A 21,484-nucleotide genomic window follows, 5' to 3' on the forward strand; every position below is an offset into this window, starting at 1 on the left:
AACATAGGGCGCTGGCGCTTGCGTTGTCGATGGTTCTCGGCCTGGGCACGGCGATGTCCGCCAGTGCTCAGGAAGCGCGCATCGCGGCGGTCAATTCGGACCGCATCTTGCGCGAATCGTCCGCGGCGAAGGCCGCCCAGTCGAAGCTCGAGCAGGAATTCTCCAAGCGCGACAAGGCGCTGCAGGACATGGCGCAGCGCCTGAAGGCGATGTCGGACAACATCGACAAGAACGGTGCCTCGATGTCGCCGACCGACCGCGCGGCCCGTCAGCGCGATCTGGCGCAGCTCGACGCGGACTTCCAGCGCAAGCAGCGCGAGTTCCGCGAGGACCTGAACCAGCGCCGTAACGAGGAACTCGCGGCGGTGCTGGACCGCGCGAACAAGGTGATCAAGCAGATCGCCGAGCAGCAGCACTACGACCTGATCGTGCAGGAAGCGGTGTACGTGAGCCCGCGCATCGACATTACGGATCAGGTGCTGAAGGCGCTGGCGGCGGGCGCGACCGGCACGGGTTCGCTCACGAACCCGAACTGACGAGGACTGAGACGAGATGGCATCAGGCATGACGATCACCCTCGGCGAGCTGGTGAAACGCTTCGGCGGCGAGGTGGTCGGCGACGGCGCGCACGCGGTCGGCAGTCTCGCGCCGCTCGACAAGGCGGGCCCCGCGCAGCTCGCGTTTCTCGCGAATCAGAAGTATCTGCCGCAAGTCGAGACGACGCGCGCCGGCGCCGTGCTGATTTCCCCGGCCGACCTCGACAAGGTGACGAATCGCGCGGGCAGTAATTTCATCGTCACGCCGAATCCTTACGCTTATTTCGCTCGCGTGGCTCAGGCGTTCATCGACTTGGCGACGCCCAAGGCCAAGCCTGGCGTGCATCCGAGCGCCTACATCGATCCGGACGCGAAGGTTGCGGCGAGCGCCGTGATCGGCCCTCACGTGACGGTTGAGGCGGGCGCGGTCGTCGGCGAGCGCGTGAAGCTGGATGCGGGCGTAGTCGTCGGGCGCGGCGTTACGCTAGGCGACGACGTTCATCTGTATCCGAACGTCACCGTTTATCACGGCTGCAAGCTCGGCGCGCGCGTGATCGTGCACGCGGGCGCGGTGATCGGTGCGGACGGTTTCGGCTTCGCTCCGGATTTCGTCGGCGAGGGCGATGCGCGCACCGGAAGCTGGGTGAAGATTCCGCAGGTTGGCGCGGTGGATATCGCCGACGACGTGGAAATCGGCGCCAACACGACGATCGATCGCGGCGCAATGGCGGACACCGTCATCGAGGAATGCGTGAAGATCGATAATCTCGTGCAGATCGGCCACAACTGCCGCATCGGCGCGTACACGGTCATCGCCGGCTGCGCGGGCATCGCGGGCAGCACGAGCATCGGCAAGCATTGCATGATCGGCGGCGCGGTGGGCATCGCGGGGCACGTGACGCTCGCGGACTACGTGATCGTCACCGCGCAATCCGGCGTGTCGAAGTCGCTCCTGAAGCCCGGCATGTACACGAGCGCGTTTCCGGCCGTGCCGCATGCAGACTGGAACAAGAGCGCGGCGATCATGCGCAATCTGGACAAGATGCGCGAGCGCATCAAGGCGCTCGAGACCGCGCTCGCCGATTCAGGCAAGCGCGACGAGACGAGCGGCGGCGCATAAGCGCCGGGCTCGTTCGAACGAAGAACGAACCACAAGCAAGAGCGGGCCGGTTCAAGCCGCCGAAGCGAGCTGGCAATCCCGGGCGGGCGTCCGATACGGCCCGCCATCCAAATTTCCGCGCCCGACGCGCGCGTGAGCAGAACGACCATGAGCACAGAAAAAATCAATCTCGACATCCACAAGATTCTCACGCTGCTGCCGCATCGCTATCCGATCCTGCTCGTGGACCGCGTGCTCGAACTCGAGCCGCACAAGAGCATCAAAGCGATCAAGAACGTGACGATCAACGAGCCGTATTTCCAGGGCCACTTCCCGACGCGCCCGGTGATGCCCGGCGTGCTGATTCTCGAAGCGCTCGCGCAGACGGCCGCGCTTCTGACGTTCGCGGAAGAGCCGCACGATCCGTCCAACACGCTCTATTACTTCGTCGGCATCGACGGCGCGCGCTTCAAGCGCGTGGTGGAGCCGGGCGATCAGCTCGTTCTCAACGTCACGTTCGAGCGGTACATGCGGGGCATCTGGAAGTTCAAGGCGCGCGCCGAAGTGGACGGCGTGACCGCCGCCGAAGCCGAGCTCATGTGTACCGTCAAGAGCACGGACGCCTGAGCGCCTTCGCGTTCACACCGCGTTCAACGTAACAAGCAGCACGAACAGCATAGGCGAAAAGCGCATGAGCAAGATTCACCCAACCGCGATCATCGAGCCGGGCGCTCAGCTCGACGAGTCCGTCGAAGTCGGGCCGTACGCGATCGTCGGTTCGCACGTCGTGATCGGCGCGGGCACGACCATTGGCTCGCACAGCGTGATCGAGGGCCACACCACGATCGGCCGCGATAACCGCATCGGCCATTACGCGTCGATCGGCGGCCGTCCGCAGGACATGAAGTACAAGGGCGAGCCGACGCGCCTCGAAATCGGCGACCGCAACACCATCCGCGAATTCACGACGCTGCACACGGGCACGGCGCAGGATCAGGGCCTCACGTCGATCGGCAGCGACTGCTGGATCATGGCGTACGTGCACGTCGGTCACGACTGCCGGCTCGGCGACAACGTCATCATGTCGAGCAACGCGCAACTGGCGGGACATGTCATCGTCGGAGACCACGCGATCGTCGGCGGCATGTCGGGCGTGCATCAGTTCGTGCGCATCGGCGCGCATTCCATGCTGGGCGGCGCATCGGCGCTCGTGCAGGACGTGCCGCCGTTCGTCATCGCGGCAGGCAACAAGGCGGAGCCGCACGGCATCAACGTCGAGGGTCTCCGCCGCCGCGGCTTCACGCCCGACGCCATTTCGGCGCTGCGCTCCGCGTATCGCATCGTCTACAAGAGCGGCCTGTCGCTCGAAGAGGCGAAAGCGCAGCTGAAGGAGCTGAGCACGGCAGGCGGCGAGGGCGATGCGCCCGTCAAGGCATTCTCCGATTTCATCGCGGCGTCGCAGCGCGGCATCATCCGCTGACACGCTGTCCGATGACCCTGATCACCAACCCGCCACGCATCGCGATGGTCGCGGGCGAGCCGTCCGGCGACCTGCTCGCGGCATCGCTGCTCAAAGGCCTGCGGCGCACGCTGCCCGAAGGCACGCGCTATAGCGGCATCGGCGGTCCGCGCATGACGGCCGAGGGCTTCGAAGCGCATTGGCCGATGGACAAGCTGACCGTGCGCGGCTATGTCGAAGCGCTGAAGCACATTCCCGAGATTCTCGGCATCCGCAACGAGATCAAGCGTCAGTTGCTTGCCGAGCCGCCGTCGGTTTTCATCGGTGTGGACGCGCCCGATTTCAACTTCGGCCTCGAGCAGCCGCTGCGCGAAGCGGGCATTCCGACCGTGCATTTCGTCTGTCCGTCGATCTGGGCGTGGCGCGGCGGCCGCATCAAGAAGATCGTGAAAGCGGTCGATCACATGCTGTGCGTGTTTCCGTTCGAAACGGCGCTGATGGAAAAGGCGGGCGTCGCCGCGAGCTACGTCGGCCATCCGCTCGCCGATGACATTCCGCTCGAGCCGGACGTCGCGGGCGCGCGCCGCGAACTCGGCATCGCGGAAGGCGGTCCGGTGATCGCGGTCCTGCCGGGCAGCCGTCGCTCGGAGATTTCGCTGATCGGCCCGACCTTCTTCGACGCGATGGAACTGATGCAGCTTCGCGAGCCCAATGTGCGCTTCCTGATGCCTGCGGCGAATCCGGCGTTGCGCGAACTGCTGCGGCCGCTCGTGGACGCGCATCCGCATCTGTCGCTGACGATCACGGACGGCAACGCCCAGCGCGCGATGACCGCCGCCGATGCGATCCTCGTGAAAAGCGGCACGGTGACGCTCGAAGCGGCGCTGCTCAAGAAGCCGATGGTCATCTCGTACAAGGTGCCTTGGCTGACGGGTCAGATCATGAAGCGTCAGGGTTATCTGCCGTATGTCGGCTTGCCGAACATTCTGGCGGGCCGCTTCGTCGTGCCGGAAATCCTGCAGCACTTCGCGACGCCCGAAGCGCTCGCCGACGCCACGCTGAAACAGTTGAACGACGACGCCAACCGCCGTACCCTGACGGAAATATTCACCGACATGCACATCGCGCTGCGCCAGAATACGTCGCAGAAAGCGGCCGAGGCCGTCGCGCGGGTGCTCGACACGCGGAGGCCGCGGTAATGGCCGCTAGACGATCGGCGCAAGCCGGACTCGATTTCAGCTCACCGTTCGACGTCGTTTGTGGCGTCGACGAGGCCGGGCGCGGTCCGCTGGCCGGTCCGGTCGTGGCGGCGGCGGTCATCTTCGATCCGGCGAAGCCGCGCATCAACGGCCTCGACGATTCGAAGGCGCTCTCTGCCAAAAGGCGCGAAGAGCTGTACGAGAAGATCGTCGATCGCGCGCTCGCGTACTGCATCGCGTCGGCGAGCGTCGAGGAAATCGACACCATCAACATCCTGCACGCGAGCATGCTGGCGATGAAGCGCGCGGTGGAAGGCCTCTCGGTCGCGCCGACGCTCGTGAAAGTCGATGGCAATCGCTGCCCGACCTTGTCCATCCGCAGCGAAGCCGTGATCGGCGGCGATGCGCTCGTCAAGCAGATCTCGGCGGCGTCGATTCTCGCAAAGGTCACGCGTGATCGCATGCTGGTCGATCTGCACGAGCTTTTCCCGATGTACGGCTTCGCCACGCATTCTGGCTATGGCACGCCGCAGCATCTGAAGGCGCTGCGCGAACATGGGCCGTGCGAGCATCATCGGCGGTCGTTCGCGCCGGTGCGCGAGGCGCACGCGCTCGTGTTCGGTTCTGTGTTGCCCGAGATCGCTCCCGAAGTGCTTCAGGTCGCATCGACGATCGAAGACGATCCCGACGCGCTCGCCTTCTGAGCGTCAACCGAATCAACGTGAAATCCATCACTTCGCGGGACAACCCGCTCTACAAGCGCATGAAGGCGCTCGCCGGGTCGACGGCGCAGCAGCGCAGAAGCGGCCACGCGCTGCTCGAAGGCCTGCATCTGGCGTCAGCGTATCTCGACGCGGCGGGCCAGCCGGAAACGTGCGTCGTCACTGAAGGCGCGCTCACGCACGAGGAAGCGCGCGAGATCGTCGCGCGCATCGAAGAGAAGCGCGTCGTCGTGTTGCCGGATGCGCTTTTCGGGCAGTTGTCGAGCGTCGTTCACGGCGTGGGCATGCTGTTGCTCGTCGAAAAGATCGATGCAGAATTGCCCGCGCGCGTCGCACAAACCTGCGTGATTCTCGATGGCGTTCAGGACGCCGGCAATGTCGGCTCGATTCTGCGCAGCGCGGCGGCGGCGGGCATCACGCGCGTATTCTGCGCGCCGGGCACGGCATACGCGTGGTCATCGAAAGTGCTGCGCTCGGGCATGGGCGCGCATTTTCTGCTGGATATTTTCGAGGACGTCGAACCGGCCGATCTCATCGCGCGACTCGACGCACCCGTGACGATCACCGATTCGCACGGTGCCGTCGCGCTCTACGATTGCGACCTGTCGGGCGCGCTCGCCTGGGTGTTCGGCAACGAAGGCGCGGGCGTGTCGCAAATCTGGCGTGATGCGGTGACGCATCGCGTGACGATTCCGCAGCCGGGCGGCATGGAATCGCTGAACGTGGCGGCCGCGGCGGCGATCTGTCTCTTCGAGCAGTGCCGCCAGCAGCGCTGACAGCCGTCAATAGTAGGAAGGCCGCTCCGGCTTGACCTCCTGCAGGATCGTCGTGGCGATTTCCTCGATCGACTTGTGCGTCGACGAAAGCCACTTGATGCCTTCGCGCTTCATCATCATTTCCGCCTCGTTGATCTCGTAGCGGCAGTTTTCGAGTGCGGCGTACTTGCTGCCCGGACGGCGTTCGTTACGGATCTCGGCCAGCCGCTGCGGATCGATCGACAAACCGAACATCTTCGTCCGATGCTCGAGCAGCGGCGTCGGCAGCTTGCCGCGTTCGAAATCTTCGGGAATCAGCGGATAGTTCGCCGCCTTCACGCCGTACTGCATCGCGAGATAAAGGCTCGTCGGCGTTTTGCCGCTGCGCGATACGCCGACGAGAATGACGTCCGCGTCGGCGAGATTGCGGTTCGACTGGCCGTCGTCGTGGGCGAGCGAGAAATTGATCGCCTCGATGCGATTCTTGTATTCCTCCGTGTCGGCGTTCTGGTGCACGCGGCCCATCGCGTGCGTCGATTTCATTTCCAGTTCGTGCTCGAGCGGCTCGATGAAGGTCTGGAACATGTCGAGCACGAGCGCGTTGCAGCCCTTGACCACTTCATTCGATGCGCTGTCGACGAGCGTCGTGAACACGATCGGCCGGCGGCCATCGAGCGCGACGACTTCGTTGATCTTCTCGACGGTCGCGTAGGCCTTGTCGATCGAGTCGACAAACGGCACGCGCACGAGCCGGAATTTTTGATCGAACTGGGCGAGGATCGAATGCGCGAAGGTTTCGGCAGTGATCCCGGTCCCGTCGGAAACGATGAATACGGAAGGCGGCATCGGCGAAAGAGGGAACGAGTTGGGGCGACGATGCTCAAACGCTGAACCGTGGCTAGCGCGAAAGCACGGACGCCGTAAAAACCTGTGTTAAGGTAGCTGACCGCTGGCAGGCAGTGAACCGGGCGTGAGCGCCGGGGTGTGGGTGAGCCCACGATCAGGCGTTAAAGACCTCGATTTTGCCGTGGAACGACTGCCCGGCCGAAACAATTTTGAAATACGGCAAGGTAGAATAGCGGCAACCTGTTCGATAAGCAATTGCGGAGAAATTGAATCGGATTTTCGTCAAATCGCGGTCGTTTCGTGGCATTTCGTTACGTCAGTCCACGTTTTCGAGCAGATTTCAGACGTACCCCGCTTCTTTTTGACGTGCCCCGGTTCTCGCGGGCGCGTGTCCCCGAAGGTTTATCAAACAGGTTGTACGAGATGCGTGCGCGCTTCCAATGAGCGCGCTCGCATATGAGCCCACTCGTGCGATCGTGAATTCCATCCACCTTAGGGGCTTGTATGACTAACGCAGTCAATGTTGCGAAAGATGTCGCAAAGGATCAGGCGTATGTAGTTCCATTCGAGCAGTTGCGAATGACCGACGTGGAAATCGTCGGCGGCAAGAATGCGTCGCTCGGCGAAATGATCAGCCAGCTTTCCGAAGCCGGCGTTCGCGTGCCGACGGGCTTCGCCACGACTGCGCTCGCATTCCGCGACTTCCTCCATCACAACAATCTGACGGACCGCATCGCCAAACGTCTCGAGACGCTCGATGTCGACGACGTCAAAGCGCTCGCCGAAGCCGGCAAGGAAATCCGTCAGTGGATCGTCGACGCGCCGATGCAGCCGCGCCTCGAAGACGAAATCCGCCGCGGTTTCGAAGTCCTTCAAGCCAGCTCGCCCGAAGAGCTTTCGTTTGCCGTGCGCTCGTCGGCGACGGCCGAGGACTTGCCGGACGCATCCTTCGCGGGCCAGCAGGAAAGCTATCTGAACGTGGTCGGCATCGAGGACGTGCTCGATCGCATGAAGCACGTGTTTGCGTCGCTTTATAACGACCGCGCCATTTCCTATCGCGTCCACAAGGGCTTCACGCATGCGGAAGTCGCGTTGTCGGCGGGCGTGCAGCGCATGGTGCGCTCCGACGTCGGCGCGGCCGGCGTAATGTTCACCATCGACACCGAATCGGGCTTCAAGGAAACCGTCTTCATCACGTCGAGCTACGGCCTGGGCGAAACCGTCGTGCAAGGCGCGGTGAATCCGGACGAGTTCCACGTCTTCAAAACGACGCTCGAACAGGGCAAATACCCGATCATCCGCCGCTCGATCGGCTCGAAGCTCATCAAGATGGAATTCACGAAGCCGGGCGAGCCGGGCCGCGTGAAGACCGTCGACGTGCCGCACGAACAGCGCAACCGCTTCTCGATCACCGACGAAGACGTGATCGAGCTCGCGAAGTACGCGGTCATCATCGAGAAGCACTATCAGCGTCCGATGGACATCGAGTGGGGCAAGGACGGCCGCGACGGCAAGCTGTTCATCCTCCAGGCGCGCCCGGAGACGGTGAAGAGCCAGGCGTCGGGCAAGGCCGAAATGCGCTTCAAGCTGAAGGGGCAGTCGAACGTGCTGGCGACCGGCCGCGCGATCGGCCAGAAGATCGGCGCGGGCCCCGTGCGCGTGATTCACGATCCGTCGGAAATGGAACGCGTGCAGCCGGGCGACGTGCTCGTCGCCGACATGACGGACCCTAACTGGGAACCGGTGATGAAGCGCGCATCGGCCATCGTGACCAATCGCGGCGGCCGTACGTGCCACGCGGCGATCATCGCGCGTGAGCTGGGCGTGCCGGCGGTTGTCGGCTGCGGCGACGCAACGGACATCCTGAAGGACGGCGCGCTCGTCACGGTGTCGTGCGCGGAAGGCGACGAAGGCAAGATCTACGACGGCCTGCTCGAAACCGAAGTGACCGAAGTGCAGCGCGGCGAACTGCCGAAGATTCCGGTCAAGATCATGATGAACGTCGGCAATCCGCAACTCGCGTTCGACTTCGCGCAGTTGCCCAACGCGGGCGTCGGTCTGGCGCGACTCGAGTTCATCATCAACAACAACATCGGCGTGCATCCGAAGGCGATTCTGGAGTACCCGAACGTCGATGCCGATCTGAAGAAGGCGGTTGAAAGCGTCGCGCGCGGCCATGCATCGCCGAAAGCGTTCTACGTCGACAAGCTGACCGAAGGCATCGCCACGATTGCAGCGGCGTTCTATCCGAAGCCCGTCATCGTGCGTCTGTCGGACTTCAAGTCGAACGAGTACAAGAAGCTGATCGGCGGTTCGCGCTACGAGCCGGATGAAGAAAATCCGATGCTCGGTTTCCGTGGCGCGTCGCGCTATATCGCGGAAGACTTCGCCGAGGCGTTCCACATGGAATGCATCGCGCTGAAGAAGGTCCGCGAGGAAATGGGCCTGGACAACGTGCAGATCATGGTGCCGTTCGTGCGTACGCTGAAGCAGGCGGATCGCGTGGTCGAGCTGCTGAAGAAGTTCGGTCTCGAACGCGGCAAGAACGACCTGAAGCTCGTGATGATGTGCGAAGTGCCGTCCAACGCGATTCTCGCCGAGCAGTTCCTGGAGCGCTTCGACGGCTTCTCGATCGGTTCGAACGACCTGACGCAGTTGACGCTGGGCCTCGATCGCGACTCGGGCATGGAGTTGCTCGCGGCGGACTTCGACGAGCGCGACGAAGCGGTGCAGTTCATGCTGAAGCGCGCGATCGAGACGTGCCTGAAGCTGAACAAGTACGTCGGCATTTGCGGTCAGGGCCCGTCGGACCACCCTGATCTCGCCGAGTGGCTCGCGAAGCAGGGCATCGAGTCGATGTCGCTTAATCCGGACACGATCATCGATACGTGGCAGCAGCTCGCGAAGACCTTGTCAAAATAAGTCGATGTCACACCTTTCCACTTGCTTTCGGATTGGTGCAGCGTGATATAAAAAACACCCCGGACTTTTCCGGGGTGTTTTCGTTTGGAGACCGATGATGGAAACGGGCGGGTTGATCTGGTGGGTCGCTGCGGGCGCGCTGATCGTCGCGGAATTGTTTACCGGAACGTTCTATCTGCTCATGATCGCGCTCGGGATGATCGCGGGCGGCGTCGCTCATGTGCTCGGCGCGTTGCCGCACGTACAGATGGGCGCGGCCGCGGTCATCGCGCTGATCGCGGTGGCGGTGCTGCGGCGCTCGCGCTTCGTCAGCTGGAAGCGGCGTGACGACGCCTCGCGCGATGCGGCCGTGAATCTCGATATCGGCGCGACCCTGGAAGTCGATCAATGGCATCACGGCCACGCGCGCGCAATGTATCGCGGCGCGCAGTGGGATGTCGAGCTCGCACCGGGCGAAACGGAGGGCGCACGGCTTTATCGCATCACGGCGCTCGACGGCAATCGCCTGATCGTCGCGGCCAAACGGTAGTCCTATAAGGAGAAAAATAATGTCAATGTACTTTGCGCTCATCGTGCTCGTCATCGCGATCGTCATCGTGTCGAAAACGGTCAAGATCGTCCCTCAGCAACACGCATGGATCATGGAACGCCTCGGCCGCTATCATGCAACGCTCACGCCGGGCCTCAACATCGTGCTGCCGTTCATCGATCGCATCGCCTACAAGCACATGTTGAAGGAGATTCCGCTCGAAGTGCCGAGCCAAGTCTGTATCACGCGCGACAACACGCAGCTTCAGGTCGATGGCGTGCTGTACTTCCAGGTCACGGATGCGATGAAGGCTTCGTACGGATCGAGCAACTTCGTGTTCGCGATCACGCAACTGTCGCAGACGACGTTGCGTTCGGTCATCGGCAAGCTGGAGCTCGACAAGACGTTCGAGGAGCGCGACTTCATCAACCAGAGCATCGTGAATGCGCTCGACGAAGCCGCGTCGAACTGGGGCGTGAAAGTGCTGCGCTATGAAATCAAGGATCTCACGCCGCCGAAGGAAATCCTTCACGCGATGCAGGCGCAGATCACCGCCGAGCGCGAGAAGCGCGCGCTGATCGCCGCGTCCGAAGGGCGCAAGCAGGAGCAGATCAATCTGGCATCGGGCGCGCGCGAGGCCGCGATCCAGAAGTCGGAAGGCGAACGGCAGGCGGCGATCAATCAGGCGCAGGGCGAAGCCGCCGCGATTCTCGCGGTGGCGGAAGCGAACGCGCAAGCCATCGAGAAGATCGGCACTGCAATTCAGACAGCGGGCGGCATGGAAGCGGTGAATCTGAAGGTTGCGGAGCAGTATGTCGGCGCGTTCGGCAATCTCGCGAAGCAGGGCAACACGCTGATCGTGCCGGGCAACATGTCCGACATGAGCACGATGATCGCGTCCGCGTTGTCGATCGTGAAAGGCGAGGGCAGCGGCATAATCAGGAAGAGCTGAAGCAATCGGGGGCGCTAAAAAGCGCCCCCGATTCGTTTCACGGTTTAACGCGAGGCGGTTCGCATCAGACGCCCGCGTTCGCGTTCCCAGTCGCGCTTCTTTTCGGTCTCGCGTTTGTCGTGCAACTTCTTGCCCTTCGCGAGGCCGATTTCACATTTCACGCGGCCATCCTTGTAGTGGAAGTTGAGCGGCACGAGCGTGTGCCCGCGCTGCTCGACCTTGCCGATGAGCTTGTCGATCTGTTCGCGGTGGAGAAGCAGCTTGCGCGTGCGCACCGGATCGAGGTTAGCGAATTTCGATGCTTCGGGCAGCGGGCTGATATGCGTGCCGATCAGAAAGAGCTCGCCGTTCTTGATCACGACGTAGCCTTCCTTGATCTGCGCGCGCCCGGCGCGAAGCGCCTTGACTTCCCAGCCCTCGAGCACGAGACCGGCCTCGTAGCGCTCTTCGACGAAGTAATCGAAGAAGGCTTTTCTGTTGTCGATGATGCTCATGAATGGAAAGTGCCCAACTCGTTTAAAATTCTGATTTTAGCAGCGCGCCGGCATGCGTTCGATCCGATGCCTCGTTCTCTTGCGCGTTGCCGCCCAATTCAGCCACCGCTGCGCCCTATATGGCAGACGTCCAGAAAACCGTATTGATCCGCCATTCAGCGGAAGAAATGTTCGACCTCGTCACCGATGTCGCCGACTACCCCAATTTCCTGCCTTGGTGCGGCGGCGTCGAAATCGGCCGCCACGACGAGAACGGCATGGAAGCGAAGATCGACATCAGCTTCAAGGGCATCAAGCAGCATTTCGCGACGCGCAATGTGCAAAAGCGGCCGACCAATATCGATATGGAGTTCCTGAGCGGCCCTTTCAAGAAATTCACCGGATATTGGCACTTTACGCCGCTGCGCGCGGACGCCTGCAAGATCGAATTCGCGCTGCATTACGAATTCTCGAACGTGATTCTGGAGAAGATCATCGGGCCGGTGTTCAGCCATATCGCCAACACGTTCGTCGATTCCTTCGTGAAGCGCGCGGACCAGCGCTACGGCAAGCCATGATGCATATCGATGTCTGCTACGGCCTGCCCGATGGCGCGTTCCTGAAGCGCGTCGACCTGCCCGAGGGCGCGACGGTGCGCGATGCGATCGACGCAAGCGGCGTGCTGCTCGCGCATCGCGACATCGATCTGACGACGCAGAAGGTCGGCGTGTTCGGCAAGCCGAAGCCGCTCGACGCGGCGCTCGCCGATTTCGACCGCGTCGAGATTTATCGGCCGCTGAAGGTGGATCCGAAGGCCGCGCGCCAGCGCCGCGTGGACAAGGCGCGCAAGGCGGGTTCGATCGAAGGGCGCAAGTGGCAGTCGAAGGATTCGCGCTGAGCGAATTCAATGCGCGGGCGCTTCTTTCGCCGCGGCGGGCGCCGGCTCCAGCGTGTGCTGCCTGACCGACCAGATTACGCCGGCGAGCAGCAGCACGATCGCGAGCACTTCGGGCGAGCGCGGCCAGCGGCCGTCGTAGACGAAGGCGTAGAGCAGGGCGAAGAGCGTCTCGAACACGATCATCTGCCCTGACAGCGTGAGCGGCAGGCGCTTCGCTGCCGCGTTCCACAGCATGTTGCCGAGCCACGAGCCGCCGGTGGCCAGCGCAAAAGAAACGATCCAGAACAGATGCCAGCGCGACGCGGGCACGCTCGCCTGCACCGTGCCCGCGGGCAGCATCCAGACGATCGCGCCGAGCGCGACGCCGAGCAGACCCGTCACGATGCCCCACAGGATGGACCACTCGTTGCCGTCGAAATGGCGATTCGATTGCAGATACCGCGCGTTGACGACCGCGTACCACGTCCAAGAAGCGAGCGCCCCGAGCGCGCATCCGAGTCCGGCGAGGCGCGTGAGCACGCTCGTCGCGTGATCGGCGTCGCTGAATACATCGAGATTGATGCACGCGATGCCGGCCAGCACGAGCAGGAGGGGCCCGATGAGCCTTTTCAGGTCGACCGCGCCGTGATCCCGCCGTCCGGCGAGCGTGACGGTCACGGGGAGAATGCCGACGATCAGCGACGAAGGCGCGACGCCCACGAGCTGCACCGCGCTCGCGAGCAGCATGTAGTACAGCAGGTTGCCGACCAGCGCGAGCTTCGCGAGCGCGATGAAATCGGCGCGCGTGAGCTTGGCCGCGAGGCGCCGGGCGAACGGCAGCGCCACGGCGAGCGAAACCGCGCCGTACATCAGATAGCGCCCGACGGAGAGCGTCAGCGGCGAAAAATCCGGCAAGAGCCGTGGCGCGAGAAAGATGAAACCCCAGATCGCTCCCGCCGCCATTCCGTACATCACACCGCGCTGCATCGTCCGACTCCTGCCGAAATTTCAACTGACGGCGCGAAGCGTAGCATGTGGCCCCGGGCGGCCGTCTTGTCTAAAACTGCAACAACGCGGACGCCCGGCAGACGGGCGAAAGCGGTCCGGAATTTGCGTCCGAATGGGCTAAGCTGCTGTTCGGGCAGTGAAAATGCAGGGAACTATCGGTATAATCTGCTTTTGCGCCCATAGGATTTGCCATGCGTCTGATCCAGAAAGCACTCACGTTCGATGACGTGCTCCTCGTGCCCGCCTTCTCCAGCGTTCTCCCGCGCGACACCAGCCTGAAATCCCAGCTGACTCGCAATATTTCCCTGAACATGCCTCTCGTGTCCGCCGCCATGGACACGGTCACCGAAGGCCGGCTCGCCATCGCGATGGCGCAGATGGGCGGCATCGGCATCGTCCACAAGAATCTCACCGCCAAGGAACAGGCCCGCGAAGTCGCGAAAGTGAAGCGCTTCGAATCGGGTGTCGTGCGCGATCCGATCACGATTCCGCCGCAAATGCGCGTGCGCGACGTCATCGCGCTGACGCAGCAGCACGGCATTTCGGGTTTCCCGGTGGTCGAAGGCGCGCAACTGATCGGCATCGTCACCAATCGCGACCTGCGCTTCGAAGAACGGCTCGATGAGCCGGTGCGCAACATCATGACGCCGCGCGAACGCCTCGTGACGGTCAAGGAAGGCACGTCGCTCGCCGAGGCGAAGGCGCTGATGCACAGCCATCGCCTGGAGCGCGTGCTCGTGGTGAACGACGCGTTCGAGCTGCGCGGCCTGATGACGGTGAAGGACATCACCAAGCAGACCGAAAACCCGGACGCCTGCAAGGACGAAGACGGCAAGCTGCGTGTGGGCGCGGCCGTGGGCGTCGGTCCGGACAATGAAGAGCGCGTCGAGCTGCTCGCGCAGGCGGGCGTCGACGTGATCGTCGTCGATACCGCGCACGGCCATAGCCAGGGCGTGCTGGAGCGCGTGCGCTGGGTCAAGCAGAATTATCCGCACGTGCAGGTCATCGGCGGCAATATCGCGACGGCGGCGGCAGCCAAGTCGCTCGTCGAGTACGGCGCGGACGCGGTGAAGGTCGGTATCGGCCCGGGCTCGATCTGCACGACGCGGATCGTAGCGGGCGTCGGCGTGCCGCAGATCACGGCGATCGCGAATGTTTCCGAAGCACTGCGCGGCACCGGCGTGCCGGTCATCGCGGACGGCGGCGTGCGCTTCTCGGGCGACGTGTCGAAGGCGCTCGCGGCGGGCGCGAACGTCGTCATGATGGGCAGCATGCTCGCGGGCACCGAAGAATCGCCGGGCGACGTGTTCCTGTATCAGGGCCGCCAGTACAAGTCGTACCGCGGCATGGGTTCAGTCGGCGCGATGAAGGACGGCGCGGCGGACCGCTACTTCCAGGACAACTCGGCGAATATCGACAAGCTCGTGCCGGAAGGCATCGAAGGCCGTGTGGCCTACAAGGGCTCGGTCAACGCGATCCTGTTTCAGATCGTCGGCGGCGTGCGCGCGAGCATGGGCTACTGCGGTTGCCGCACGATTTCCGAGCTGCACGAGAAGGCGGAATTCGTTCAGATCACGGCGGCCGGCATGCGCGAATCGCATGTGCACGACGTGCAGATCACGAAGGAAGCGCCCAACTATCACGTCGACTGATCGAGCGGACTGATCATGAAACCGTTGCTGCGGGTCGTGCTCGTCATCAATGCCCTGATTTTTCTGGCGTTCGGCCTGTTGTTTCTGCTGACGCCGTGGGCGGGCCTGTACGGCGCGCTGCAACTGGATTCGATCCGCGTTCAGCCGGCGTTCGCCGGGCAGTTGCTCGGTATCGCGCTCATCGGGCTGTCGTGGCTTGCGTTTCACGCAGCCGTCGACGGCGCGTTGACGGCTCGCGCCGCGCGCGTGTCGGGACACGTGCAGTGGCTGTCGGGTGTAGTGGTGCTGGTCTGGCTGCTCGGACTGCATACGCCTGAGATCGATGGCTTCGGGCAGATCAGCGCGGCCGTCGTGGGCGCCGTGCTGCTGGTGCTCGGTCTGGGCAGCGTGAGACTGTCGTCGGCGGTGCGTCGGCGCGAGCGCGCGGCGGCGGCCGGCGCGGTATCGGCGCAGCGCGCGGAAAAGAAGGCGGCGCAAAAGCGTGACGAGTTTTCCGCGAGCAACGCGGCATCGTCGGCGCGCGCCGAATCGGTCGATCTCGCGGCGCGTCCCGCAGCGCGCGCACCCGGCGCGACGGCCATCGATCCGGTATCGGGCCGCACGCTCGATCCCGTCTCGCCGGCCGGCGCGGTTCGCGCGCACCCGGACGGCGCGGTCGATCCCGTTACCGGCGGCACGCTCGATCCGCTGACGGGCCGCGCGGTCGATCCGGTCACCGGCAAGCGCATCGAGCCCGTCATCAGCGGCGAGATCGATCCGGCGACGGGTCGAAGAGCCGATCCGCTCGCGCCCGACGCGGGCCGCGCGCCTCGCTGAAGGCGTGAAGCGCATGCTACGAGCCACGCACGCGCAGCAACGGAAACACGCAGGACAAGCACGGTCGGCCTTTGCGCCGGCCGTCGATTTATTTGCAGACCGGGGCGCGAGGCCGCGCTCCGGCAGCACCGACATCATTCGTTCACTTAGCCTTTGGCCGCAGCCATGCACGACAAAATCCTGATTCTCGATTTCGGCTCCCAAGTCACCCAGCTGATCGCGCGGCGCATCCGCGAGTCGCACGTCTACTCGGAAATCCATCCGTACGACGTCGACGAGACGTTCATCCGCGAATTCGCGCCGAAGGGCATCATCCTGTCCGGCGGCCCGAACTCCGTCACCGAGGCGAAGTCGCCGCGCGCCCCGCAGATCGTCTTCGATCTCGGCGTGCCGGTGCTCGGCATCTGCTACGGCATGCAGACGATGGCCGATCAGCTCGGCGGCAAGGTCGAACTCGGCAACGTGCGCGAATTCGGCTATGCGGAAGTGCAGGCGCTGAATCACACGGGCTTTCTGGAAGGCATTCAGGATTTCGCCAGCGACAAGGGCGAGTCGATGCTCAAGGTTTGGATGAGCCACGGCGACAAGGTCGTCGATCTGCCGGCGGGTTTCAAGCTGATGGCCTCGACGCCGTCGTGCCCGATCGCCGCGATGGCCGACGACGACCGGCGCTTCTACGGCCTGCAATGGCATCCGGAAGTCACGCATACGGTGCAGGGCCGCGCGATGCTCGACCGTTTCGTGCTGGAGCTGTGCGGCGCGAAGGCCGATTGGGAGATGGGCCATTACATCGACGAGGCGGTCGAGAATATCCGCGCGCAGGTCGGCAATGAGCACGTGATTCTCGGCTTGTCGGGCGGCGTGGATTCGTCGGTGGCGGCGGCGCTTTTGCATCGCGCGATCGGCGACCAGCTGACGTGCGTGTTCGTCGATCACGGCTTGCTGCGTCAGAACGAGGCGGAGCAGGTCATGTCGACGTTCGCGGATCACCTGGGGGTGAAGGTGATTCACGTCGATGCCAGCGAGGAATTCCTGCAGAAGCTTGCGGGCGTGACCGATCCGGAGGCGAAGCGCAAGATCATCGGCGCGGAGTTCGTCGAAGTGTTTCACAACGAATCGGACAAGCTCACCGATGCCAAGTGGCTCGCGCAGGGCACGATTTATCCGGACGTGATCGAATCGGCGGGCAAGGGCAAGAAGGGCGCGCATACGATCAAGAGCCATCACAACGTCGGCGGTTTGCCGGAGACGCTGAACTTGAAGCTGCTCGAACCGCTGCGCGAGCTTTTCAAGGACGAAGTGCGCGAACTCGGCGTGAAGCTCGGTCTGCCGCCCGCGATGGTGTATCGCCATCCGTTCCCCGGTCCGGGTCTCGGCGTGCGGATTCTCGGCGAAGTGAAGCGCGAATTCGCGGACCTGCTGCGCCGCGCCGATGCCATTTTTATCGAGACGCTGCGCAACACCATCGACAAGGAAACGGGCAAGTCGTGGTACGACCTGACGAGCCAGGCGTTCGCGGTGTTCCTGCCGGTCAAGAGCGTCGGCGTGATGGGCGACGGGCGCACCTATGAATACGTCGTCGCGCTGCGCGCCGTGCAGACGCTCGACTTCATGACCGCGCATTGGGCGCATCTGCCGCATGATCTGCTCGGGCATGTTTCCAATCGCATCATCAACGAAGTGCGCGGGATCAATCGGGTGGTGTATGACATCTCCGGCAAGCCGCCTGCGACGATCGAGTGGGAGTGAGCCGCGTCTGATTGCGAGGGGGCATGACTGATTCCGCGTCCGATCGCCCCACCGACTCGCTCTTCTTCGCGATCTATCCGGACGCAGTCGCCGCCGCGCGCATCGCCGAACTGGCGGCGCGGCTGCGTATCGAGCACACGCTGAAGGCGAGGGCGATTCCCGCCGATCGCCTTCACGTCACCCTGCATTATCTCGGCGCCTTCGCAGGCGTTCCCGCCGATGTGGCCGCGCACGCTTGCGCCGCAGCATCCCGAATCGCGTTGCCGCCCGTCGATGTGACGCTCGACCGTATCGAAAGCTTTTCCGGCCGTCGCGCGAGACGCCCGCTCGTCGTTTCCGGCGATGTCACCGAGCCGCTCGACGCGCTCGAACGAACGCTCGGCACGGCGCTGGAAGCGGCAGGCATCGCACTGAAGCGGCATCCCCGTTTCACGCCTCATGTGACCTTGCTCTACGACGAACACCGCGTCGCGCGTGAGCGCATCGAACCCATCGCATGGACCGTGCGTGAGTTCGCGCTCGTGCGCAGCCGGCTCGGCAAATCGCAACACGAAGTCCTCGCGCGCTGGCCGCTCGTGCCGTGAATCGGCGGAACCACGCGCAATAAAAGGTTTCGCGGATTTTTCTAACGCGTTAAGGTGCGTGTATCGGAATGAATCGAGACGAAGCGCTTACATGACCCGATCCCGCCTGCTGCACATCACGCCCGACACCCACCACGTCCAGATCGATCTCGTCTACGCGACCGATCGCAATTTCACCGGCAAGCCCATCTACAAGGCGCAGCACTGCCTGCTGCTCGAGCCCGCCGAAGCGGCATTGCGTAAAGCCGTCGATATCGCGAAGAGCATCGGCATGACGCTCAGGATCTTCGACGCCTATCGTCCGCCGCAAGCGCAGAAAGTGCTGTGGGATTTCCTGCCCGATCCGACCTTCATCGCCGAACTCGGACGCGGCTCGAACCATAGCCGCGGCACGGCGGTGGACCTGACGCTCGTCGATCGCGACGGCAACGAGCTCGACATGGGCACCGGTTTCGATGCGATGGTCGCCGAATCCGAGCACTTTCACTTCGGCTTGCCGGAGCATGTGCAGCGCAACCGCACGCTGCTGCTGGGCGTCATGCACGGCGCGGGCTTCACGCACATCAAAAGCGAGTGGTGGCATTACGAATTACCCGGCTCGCGCGAACTTGCTCTGATCGACAACGAAGAATGCGGCCCGCTGCGGCTCATGTAATCGGGGATTCGACATGAAACTGACTGCACTGATCACGGCGCTGATGCTCACGTTGATGAGCGCGCCGCCGGCAAGCGCCGCGACGCCGAAAGACATGTTCGTCATGGCCACGTTGCTCGATGAATTCACGTCGCTCGATCCCGGCGAAATCTACGAACTGGTGCCGGAGGAATACGTCGCGAACACGTATGACCGTCTGGTGCGCGTCGATCTGAAGGATCCGTCGAAATTCAATGGCGATGTCGCCGAATCGTGGACGGTGAGTCAGGACGGCCTCACGTTCACGTTCAAGATCCGGCCGGGACTCAAGTTCCATTCCGGCAATACGCTCACCGCCGATGACGTCGCGTGGTCGATTCAGCGCACCGCGCTGCTCGACAAGGGCGCGGCGGCGGTGCTTGCGGGCATCGGGCTGACGAAGGCGAACGCGTTGCAGAACGTGAAGAAGATCGACGATACGACCGTCTCGATCACGACGGATCAGCGCTATGCGCCGACCTTCGTGCTCAACGTGCTCGGTTCGTGGCCGGCGTCGGTGGTGGATCGCAAGCTCGTCGAATCGCACGCGAAGGGCAACGACTACGGCAACGAGTGGCTGAAGACCAACGAAGCCGGTTCGGGCGCGTACAAGCTCGTGAAATGGACCGCGAACGACAGCATCGTGCTGCAACGCTTCGACGGCTATCGCATTCCGCTCGCGATGAAGCGCATCGTGCTGCGTCACGTCACGGAAGCGGCGAGCCAGCGTCTGATGATCCAGAACGGCGACATCGACGTCGCGCGCGACCTCTCGCCCGACGATCTCGACACGCTCTCGAAGAACGGCGTCATCAAGGCGACGGCCGTGCCGCAAGCGACACTCATGTATCTCGGCCTCAACAACAAGAATCCGAATCTCGCGAAGCCGGAAGTCTGGGAAGCGATGAAGTGGCTCATCGACTATCAGGGCATTCAGAAGAACGTGATCCGCACGACCTACAAGGTTCACGAAGCGTTTCTCCCCGAAGGCTTTCTCGGCGCGCTGAACGAAAACCCGTATCACCAGGATGTCGCGAAGGCGAAGGCGCTGCTCGCGAAAGCGGGCTTGTCCAACGGCTTCACGGTGAAGATGGACGTGCGCAACGATTATCCGTACAGCGAGATCGCGCAAGCCGTGCAGGCGAATCTCGCGCTCGCCAACATCAAGGTGCAACTCGTGCCGAGCGACAACAAGCAGACGCTCGGACGATATCGCGCGCGGGCCCACGATATCTACATCGGCGAGTGGTCGGCGGATTACATCGATCCGCACAGTAACGCGCAGGGCTTCGTGTGGAATCCGGACAACTCGGATGCATCGAGCTACAAGATGCTCGCGTGGCGCAACGCGTGGGACATTCCACAACTGACGAAGGAAACCAACGCGGCGCTCGCCGAAAGCGATACGAAAAAGCGCGCGCAGCGGTACGAGAAGATGCAGCGTGAAGTGCTCGCGAAATCGCCGTTCGTCATCATGTTCCAAAAGGTGTCGCAGGTGGCGGCGCGGCCCGGCGTGACCGGTCTCGAAGTCGGGCCGATCAACGATCTCGTGTCGTATCGCAACATCAAGAAGCAGTGAACACGGTCACGCTCATCGGCTCGCGGCGCGGCGGCGCGCGCATCGCATTGGCGCTCGCGCGCTGGATCGCGATGCTCGCCATCACGTTCACGGGCTTGCTCGCGATCACGTTTTTCATCGGCCGCAAGATTCCGATCGATCCGGTGCTCGCGATTCTCGGCGATCGCGCGTCCGCGACGGCTTATGCCGCCGCGCGTCTGCGGCTCGGTCTCGACAAGCCGCTCATCGAGCAATTCCTGATCTACGCGCGCGACGTGCTGCACGGCAATCTCGGCATTTCGCTGTTGACGGCAAATCCGGTCATCGACGACATCAAGCGCGTCTTTCCCGCGACGCTCGAACTCGCGACGCTCTCGACCTTCATCGGCATCGCGATCGGCGTGCCGCTCGGCGTCGCGGCGGCGGTGAAGCACAATCGCATCGTCGATCACATCGCGCGCGTGATCGGGCTCGCCGGAAGCTCCGTGCCGGTGTTCTGGCTCGCGCTGATGGGCCTGCTGCTCTTTTACGCGCGGCTGCATTGGGTGTCCGGGCCGGGACGCATCGATCCGCTTTACGACGGCATGGTCGATACCCGCACGGGCAGTTTGCTCATCGATTCGCTCATCGCCGGCGAATGGGATGTCTTCGAGAACGCGTTCTCGCATATCGCGCTGCCGGCGAGCGTGCTCGCGTTCTATTCGATCGCGTATCTGTCGCGGATGACGCGCTCGTTCATGCTCGAACAACTGAGCCAGGAATACGTGACGACCGCGCGCGCGAAAGGGCTGCCCGAGCGCCGCGTGATCTGGCGGCACGCGTTCGGCAATATCGCGGTGCCGCTGCTGACGGTGATCGCGCTCGCATACAGCTATCTGCTCGAAGGCTCGGTGCTGACGGAGATCGTGTTCGCGTGGCCGGGCATCGGCTCGTATCTGACGGGCGCGCTGTTGAACGCCGACATGAACGCCGTGCTCGGCAGCACGCTCGTGATCGGCGCGACGTTCATCGCGCTCAATCTGTTGACCGACGCGCTGTATCGCGTGTTCGATCCGCGTGCGCGCTGACATGGAGG

22 protein-coding genes are annotated in these 21,484 nt (G+C 63.3%); 19 read left to right on the forward strand and 3 right to left on the reverse strand.

Translation table 11 applies throughout. From position 1 onward, the window contains the following. Window positions 1–29 precede the first annotated feature (29 nt). The 7 genes from QCE49_RS05535 to QCE49_RS05565 all read left to right on the forward strand — a co-directional run bounded on the left by QCE49_RS05535 (window position 30) and on the right by QCE49_RS05565 (window position 5,791). Window positions 30–536, forward strand: a complete 507-nt coding sequence (locus QCE49_RS05535) for an OmpH family outer membrane protein (protein ID WP_008350075.1) — start codon at window positions 30–32, stop codon at window positions 534–536. A 28-nt stretch (window positions 537–564) separates the two neighbouring features. Then, entirely contained in the window at window positions 565–1,656 is a 1,092-nt protein-coding gene (gene lpxD / locus QCE49_RS05540) for a UDP-3-O-(3-hydroxymyristoyl)glucosamine N-acyltransferase (RefSeq protein WP_250456404.1), read from the forward strand. Window positions 1,657–1,803: 147 nt separating this feature from the next. Further along, the gene (gene fabZ, locus QCE49_RS05545) at window positions 1,804–2,262 is read left to right on the forward strand and encodes a 3-hydroxyacyl-ACP dehydratase FabZ (RefSeq protein ID WP_008350071.1); all 459 of its coding nucleotides are present in this window, start codon (window positions 1,804–1,806) and stop codon (window positions 2,260–2,262) included. Window positions 2,263–2,326: 64 nt separating this feature from the next. Continuing rightward, window positions 2,327–3,115: an acyl-ACP--UDP-N-acetylglucosamine O-acyltransferase gene (gene lpxA / locus QCE49_RS05550; RefSeq protein ID WP_008350069.1), complete on the forward strand. Its 789-nt coding sequence runs from the start codon at window positions 2,327–2,329 to the stop codon at window positions 3,113–3,115. Between the two features lie 11 nt (window positions 3,116–3,126). Then, window positions 3,127–4,293, forward strand: a complete 1,167-nt coding sequence (gene lpxB, locus QCE49_RS05555; protein ID WP_008350067.1) for a lipid-A-disaccharide synthase — start codon at window positions 3,127–3,129, stop codon at window positions 4,291–4,293. Further along, window positions 4,293–4,997 (forward strand): ribonuclease HII, encoded by a 705-nt coding sequence (gene rnhB, locus QCE49_RS05560; RefSeq protein WP_008350066.1) that lies wholly within the window; start codon window positions 4,293–4,295, stop codon window positions 4,995–4,997. Before lpxB ends, rnhB begins: the two co-directional genes overlap by 1 nt. A gap of 17 nt (window positions 4,998–5,014) precedes the next feature. Further along, entirely contained in the window at window positions 5,015–5,791 is a 777-nt protein-coding gene (locus QCE49_RS05565) for an RNA methyltransferase (RefSeq protein ID WP_008350064.1), read from the forward strand. 6 nt (window positions 5,792–5,797) lie between these two features. On the opposite strand, the gene QCE49_RS05570 is transcribed toward QCE49_RS05565, so the two are convergent. Continuing rightward, window positions 5,798–6,616 carry a pyruvate, water dikinase regulatory protein gene (locus QCE49_RS05570; RefSeq protein ID WP_008350062.1) on the reverse strand — a complete coding sequence of 273 codons (819 nt, stop codon included), beginning with the start codon at window positions 6,614–6,616 and terminating at the stop codon, window positions 5,798–5,800. Between the two features lie 504 nt (window positions 6,617–7,120). Between QCE49_RS05570 and ppsA the strand changes: the two genes are divergently transcribed. The 3 genes from ppsA to QCE49_RS05585 all read left to right on the forward strand — a co-directional run bounded on the left by ppsA (window position 7,121) and on the right by QCE49_RS05585 (window position 11,019). Further along, window positions 7,121–9,538, forward strand: coding sequence for a phosphoenolpyruvate synthase (ppsA, locus tag QCE49_RS05575; RefSeq protein WP_244808026.1), 2,418 nt, complete (start codon window positions 7,121–7,123; stop codon window positions 9,536–9,538). Window positions 9,539–9,635: 97 nt separating this feature from the next. Next, complete coding sequence (locus QCE49_RS05580) at window positions 9,636–10,067, forward strand: NfeD family protein (RefSeq protein ID WP_008350058.1); 432 nt, start codon at window positions 9,636–9,638, stop codon at window positions 10,065–10,067. A gap of 25 nt (window positions 10,068–10,092) precedes the next feature. Then, window positions 10,093–11,019 (forward strand): SPFH domain-containing protein, encoded by a 927-nt coding sequence (locus QCE49_RS05585; protein WP_008350056.1) that lies wholly within the window; start codon window positions 10,093–10,095, stop codon window positions 11,017–11,019. Window positions 11,020–11,063: 44 nt separating this feature from the next. On the opposite strand, the gene smpB is transcribed toward QCE49_RS05585, so the two are convergent. After that, window positions 11,064–11,513 (reverse strand): SsrA-binding protein SmpB, encoded by a 450-nt coding sequence (gene smpB / locus QCE49_RS05590; RefSeq protein ID WP_008350055.1) that lies wholly within the window; start codon window positions 11,511–11,513, stop codon window positions 11,064–11,066. Between the two features lie 119 nt (window positions 11,514–11,632). Here smpB and QCE49_RS05595 point away from each other — a divergent pair, with 119 nt between their 5' ends. Beyond that, window positions 11,633–12,070: a type II toxin-antitoxin system RatA family toxin gene (locus tag QCE49_RS05595; protein WP_008350053.1), complete on the forward strand. Its 438-nt coding sequence runs from the start codon at window positions 11,633–11,635 to the stop codon at window positions 12,068–12,070. Then, window positions 12,067–12,390: an RnfH family protein gene (locus QCE49_RS05600; protein ID WP_008350051.1), complete on the forward strand. Its 324-nt coding sequence runs from the start codon at window positions 12,067–12,069 to the stop codon at window positions 12,388–12,390. Before QCE49_RS05595 ends, QCE49_RS05600 begins: the two co-directional genes overlap by 4 nt. 6 nt (window positions 12,391–12,396) lie before the next feature. Here the strand turns inward: QCE49_RS05600 and QCE49_RS05605 are convergent, their stop codons facing one another. Beyond that, window positions 12,397–13,356: a DMT family transporter gene (locus QCE49_RS05605; protein ID WP_250434598.1), complete on the reverse strand. Its 960-nt coding sequence runs from the start codon at window positions 13,354–13,356 to the stop codon at window positions 12,397–12,399. A 212-nt stretch (window positions 13,357–13,568) separates the two neighbouring features. On the opposite strand from QCE49_RS05605, the gene guaB reads away from it, so the two are divergent. The 7 genes from guaB to QCE49_RS05640 all read left to right on the forward strand — a co-directional run bounded on the left by guaB (window position 13,569) and on the right by QCE49_RS05640 (window position 21,476). Further along, on the forward strand, window positions 13,569–15,029 hold the full coding sequence (gene guaB, locus QCE49_RS05610; protein ID WP_008350049.1) for an IMP dehydrogenase: 1,461 nt from the start codon (window positions 13,569–13,571) through the stop codon (window positions 15,027–15,029). Window positions 15,030–15,044: 15 nt separating this feature from the next. Next, window positions 15,045–15,845 carry a hypothetical protein gene (locus QCE49_RS05615; protein ID WP_250434599.1) on the forward strand — a complete coding sequence of 267 codons (801 nt, stop codon included), beginning with the start codon at window positions 15,045–15,047 and terminating at the stop codon, window positions 15,843–15,845. Window positions 15,846–16,010: 165 nt separating this feature from the next. Beyond that, on the forward strand, window positions 16,011–17,594 hold the full coding sequence (gene guaA / locus QCE49_RS05620) for a glutamine-hydrolyzing GMP synthase (protein ID WP_008350045.1): 1,584 nt from the start codon (window positions 16,011–16,013) through the stop codon (window positions 17,592–17,594). 23 nt (window positions 17,595–17,617) lie between these two features. After that, complete coding sequence (gene thpR, locus QCE49_RS05625; protein ID WP_034473566.1) at window positions 17,618–18,178, forward strand: RNA 2',3'-cyclic phosphodiesterase; 561 nt, start codon at window positions 17,618–17,620, stop codon at window positions 18,176–18,178. Between the two features lie 91 nt (window positions 18,179–18,269). Then, window positions 18,270–18,833: a D-alanyl-D-alanine dipeptidase gene (gene ddpX, locus QCE49_RS05630; RefSeq protein WP_034473567.1), complete on the forward strand. Its 564-nt coding sequence runs from the start codon at window positions 18,270–18,272 to the stop codon at window positions 18,831–18,833. Between the two features lie 13 nt (window positions 18,834–18,846). Next, window positions 18,847–20,430 (forward strand): ABC transporter substrate-binding protein, encoded by a 1,584-nt coding sequence (locus QCE49_RS05635; RefSeq protein ID WP_250456403.1) that lies wholly within the window; start codon window positions 18,847–18,849, stop codon window positions 20,428–20,430. 71 nt (window positions 20,431–20,501) lie between these two features. Then, window positions 20,502–21,476 (forward strand): ABC transporter permease, encoded by a 975-nt coding sequence (locus QCE49_RS05640; RefSeq protein WP_235366356.1) that lies wholly within the window; start codon window positions 20,502–20,504, stop codon window positions 21,474–21,476. The last annotated feature ends 8 nt before the right edge of the window (window positions 21,477–21,484 follow it).

The sequence above is a fragment of the Caballeronia sp. LZ008 genome (assembly GCF_031451435.1).
GTDB lineage: Bacteria > Pseudomonadota > Gammaproteobacteria > Burkholderiales > Burkholderiaceae > Caballeronia > Caballeronia zhejiangensis.

Bases quoted from the DNA above. Each gene is read 5' to 3' on its own strand.
- QCE49_RS05635 (WP_250456403.1), top strand. From the start codon at position 18,847: ATGAAACTGACTGCACTGATCACGGCGCTGATGCTCACGTTGATGAGC.
- QCE49_RS05580 (WP_008350058.1), top strand. From the start codon at position 9,636: ATGGAAACGGGCGGGTTGATCTGGTGGGTCGCTGCGGGCGCGCTGATC.
- ddpX (WP_034473567.1), top strand. From the start codon at position 18,270: ATGACCCGATCCCGCCTGCTGCACATCACGCCCGACACCCACCACGTC.
- QCE49_RS05640 (WP_235366356.1), top strand. From the start codon at position 20,502: ATGCTCGCCATCACGTTCACGGGCTTGCTCGCGATCACGTTTTTCATC.
- guaB (WP_008350049.1), top strand. From the start codon at position 13,569: ATGCGTCTGATCCAGAAAGCACTCACGTTCGATGACGTGCTCCTCGTG.
- thpR (WP_034473566.1), top strand. From the start codon at position 17,618: ATGACTGATTCCGCGTCCGATCGCCCCACCGACTCGCTCTTCTTCGCG.
- fabZ (WP_008350071.1), top strand. From the start codon at position 1,804: ATGAGCACAGAAAAAATCAATCTCGACATCCACAAGATTCTCACGCTG.
- smpB (WP_008350055.1), bottom strand. From the start codon at position 11,513: ATGAGCATCATCGACAACAGAAAAGCCTTCTTCGATTACTTCGTCGAA.
- lpxD (WP_250456404.1), top strand. From the start codon at position 565: ATGACGATCACCCTCGGCGAGCTGGTGAAACGCTTCGGCGGCGAGGTG.
- lpxA (WP_008350069.1), top strand. From the start codon at position 2,327: ATGAGCAAGATTCACCCAACCGCGATCATCGAGCCGGGCGCTCAGCTC.
- guaA (WP_008350045.1), top strand. From the start codon at position 16,011: ATGCACGACAAAATCCTGATTCTCGATTTCGGCTCCCAAGTCACCCAG.
- QCE49_RS05615 (WP_250434599.1), top strand. From the start codon at position 15,045: ATGAAACCGTTGCTGCGGGTCGTGCTCGTCATCAATGCCCTGATTTTT.
- QCE49_RS05595 (WP_008350053.1), top strand. From the start codon at position 11,633: ATGGCAGACGTCCAGAAAACCGTATTGATCCGCCATTCAGCGGAAGAA.
- lpxB (WP_008350067.1), top strand. From the start codon at position 3,127: ATGACCCTGATCACCAACCCGCCACGCATCGCGATGGTCGCGGGCGAG.
- QCE49_RS05600 (WP_008350051.1), top strand. From the start codon at position 12,067: ATGATGCATATCGATGTCTGCTACGGCCTGCCCGATGGCGCGTTCCTG.
- QCE49_RS05605 (WP_250434598.1), bottom strand. From the start codon at position 13,356: ATGCAGCGCGGTGTGATGTACGGAATGGCGGCGGGAGCGATCTGGGGT.
- QCE49_RS05585 (WP_008350056.1), top strand. From the start codon at position 10,093: ATGTACTTTGCGCTCATCGTGCTCGTCATCGCGATCGTCATCGTGTCG.
- QCE49_RS05535 (WP_008350075.1), top strand. From the start codon at position 30: ATGGTTCTCGGCCTGGGCACGGCGATGTCCGCCAGTGCTCAGGAAGCG.
- ppsA (WP_244808026.1), top strand. From the start codon at position 7,121: ATGACTAACGCAGTCAATGTTGCGAAAGATGTCGCAAAGGATCAGGCG.
- rnhB (WP_008350066.1), top strand. From the start codon at position 4,293: ATGGCCGCTAGACGATCGGCGCAAGCCGGACTCGATTTCAGCTCACCG.
- QCE49_RS05570 (WP_008350062.1), bottom strand. From the start codon at position 6,616: ATGCCGCCTTCCGTATTCATCGTTTCCGACGGGACCGGGATCACTGCC.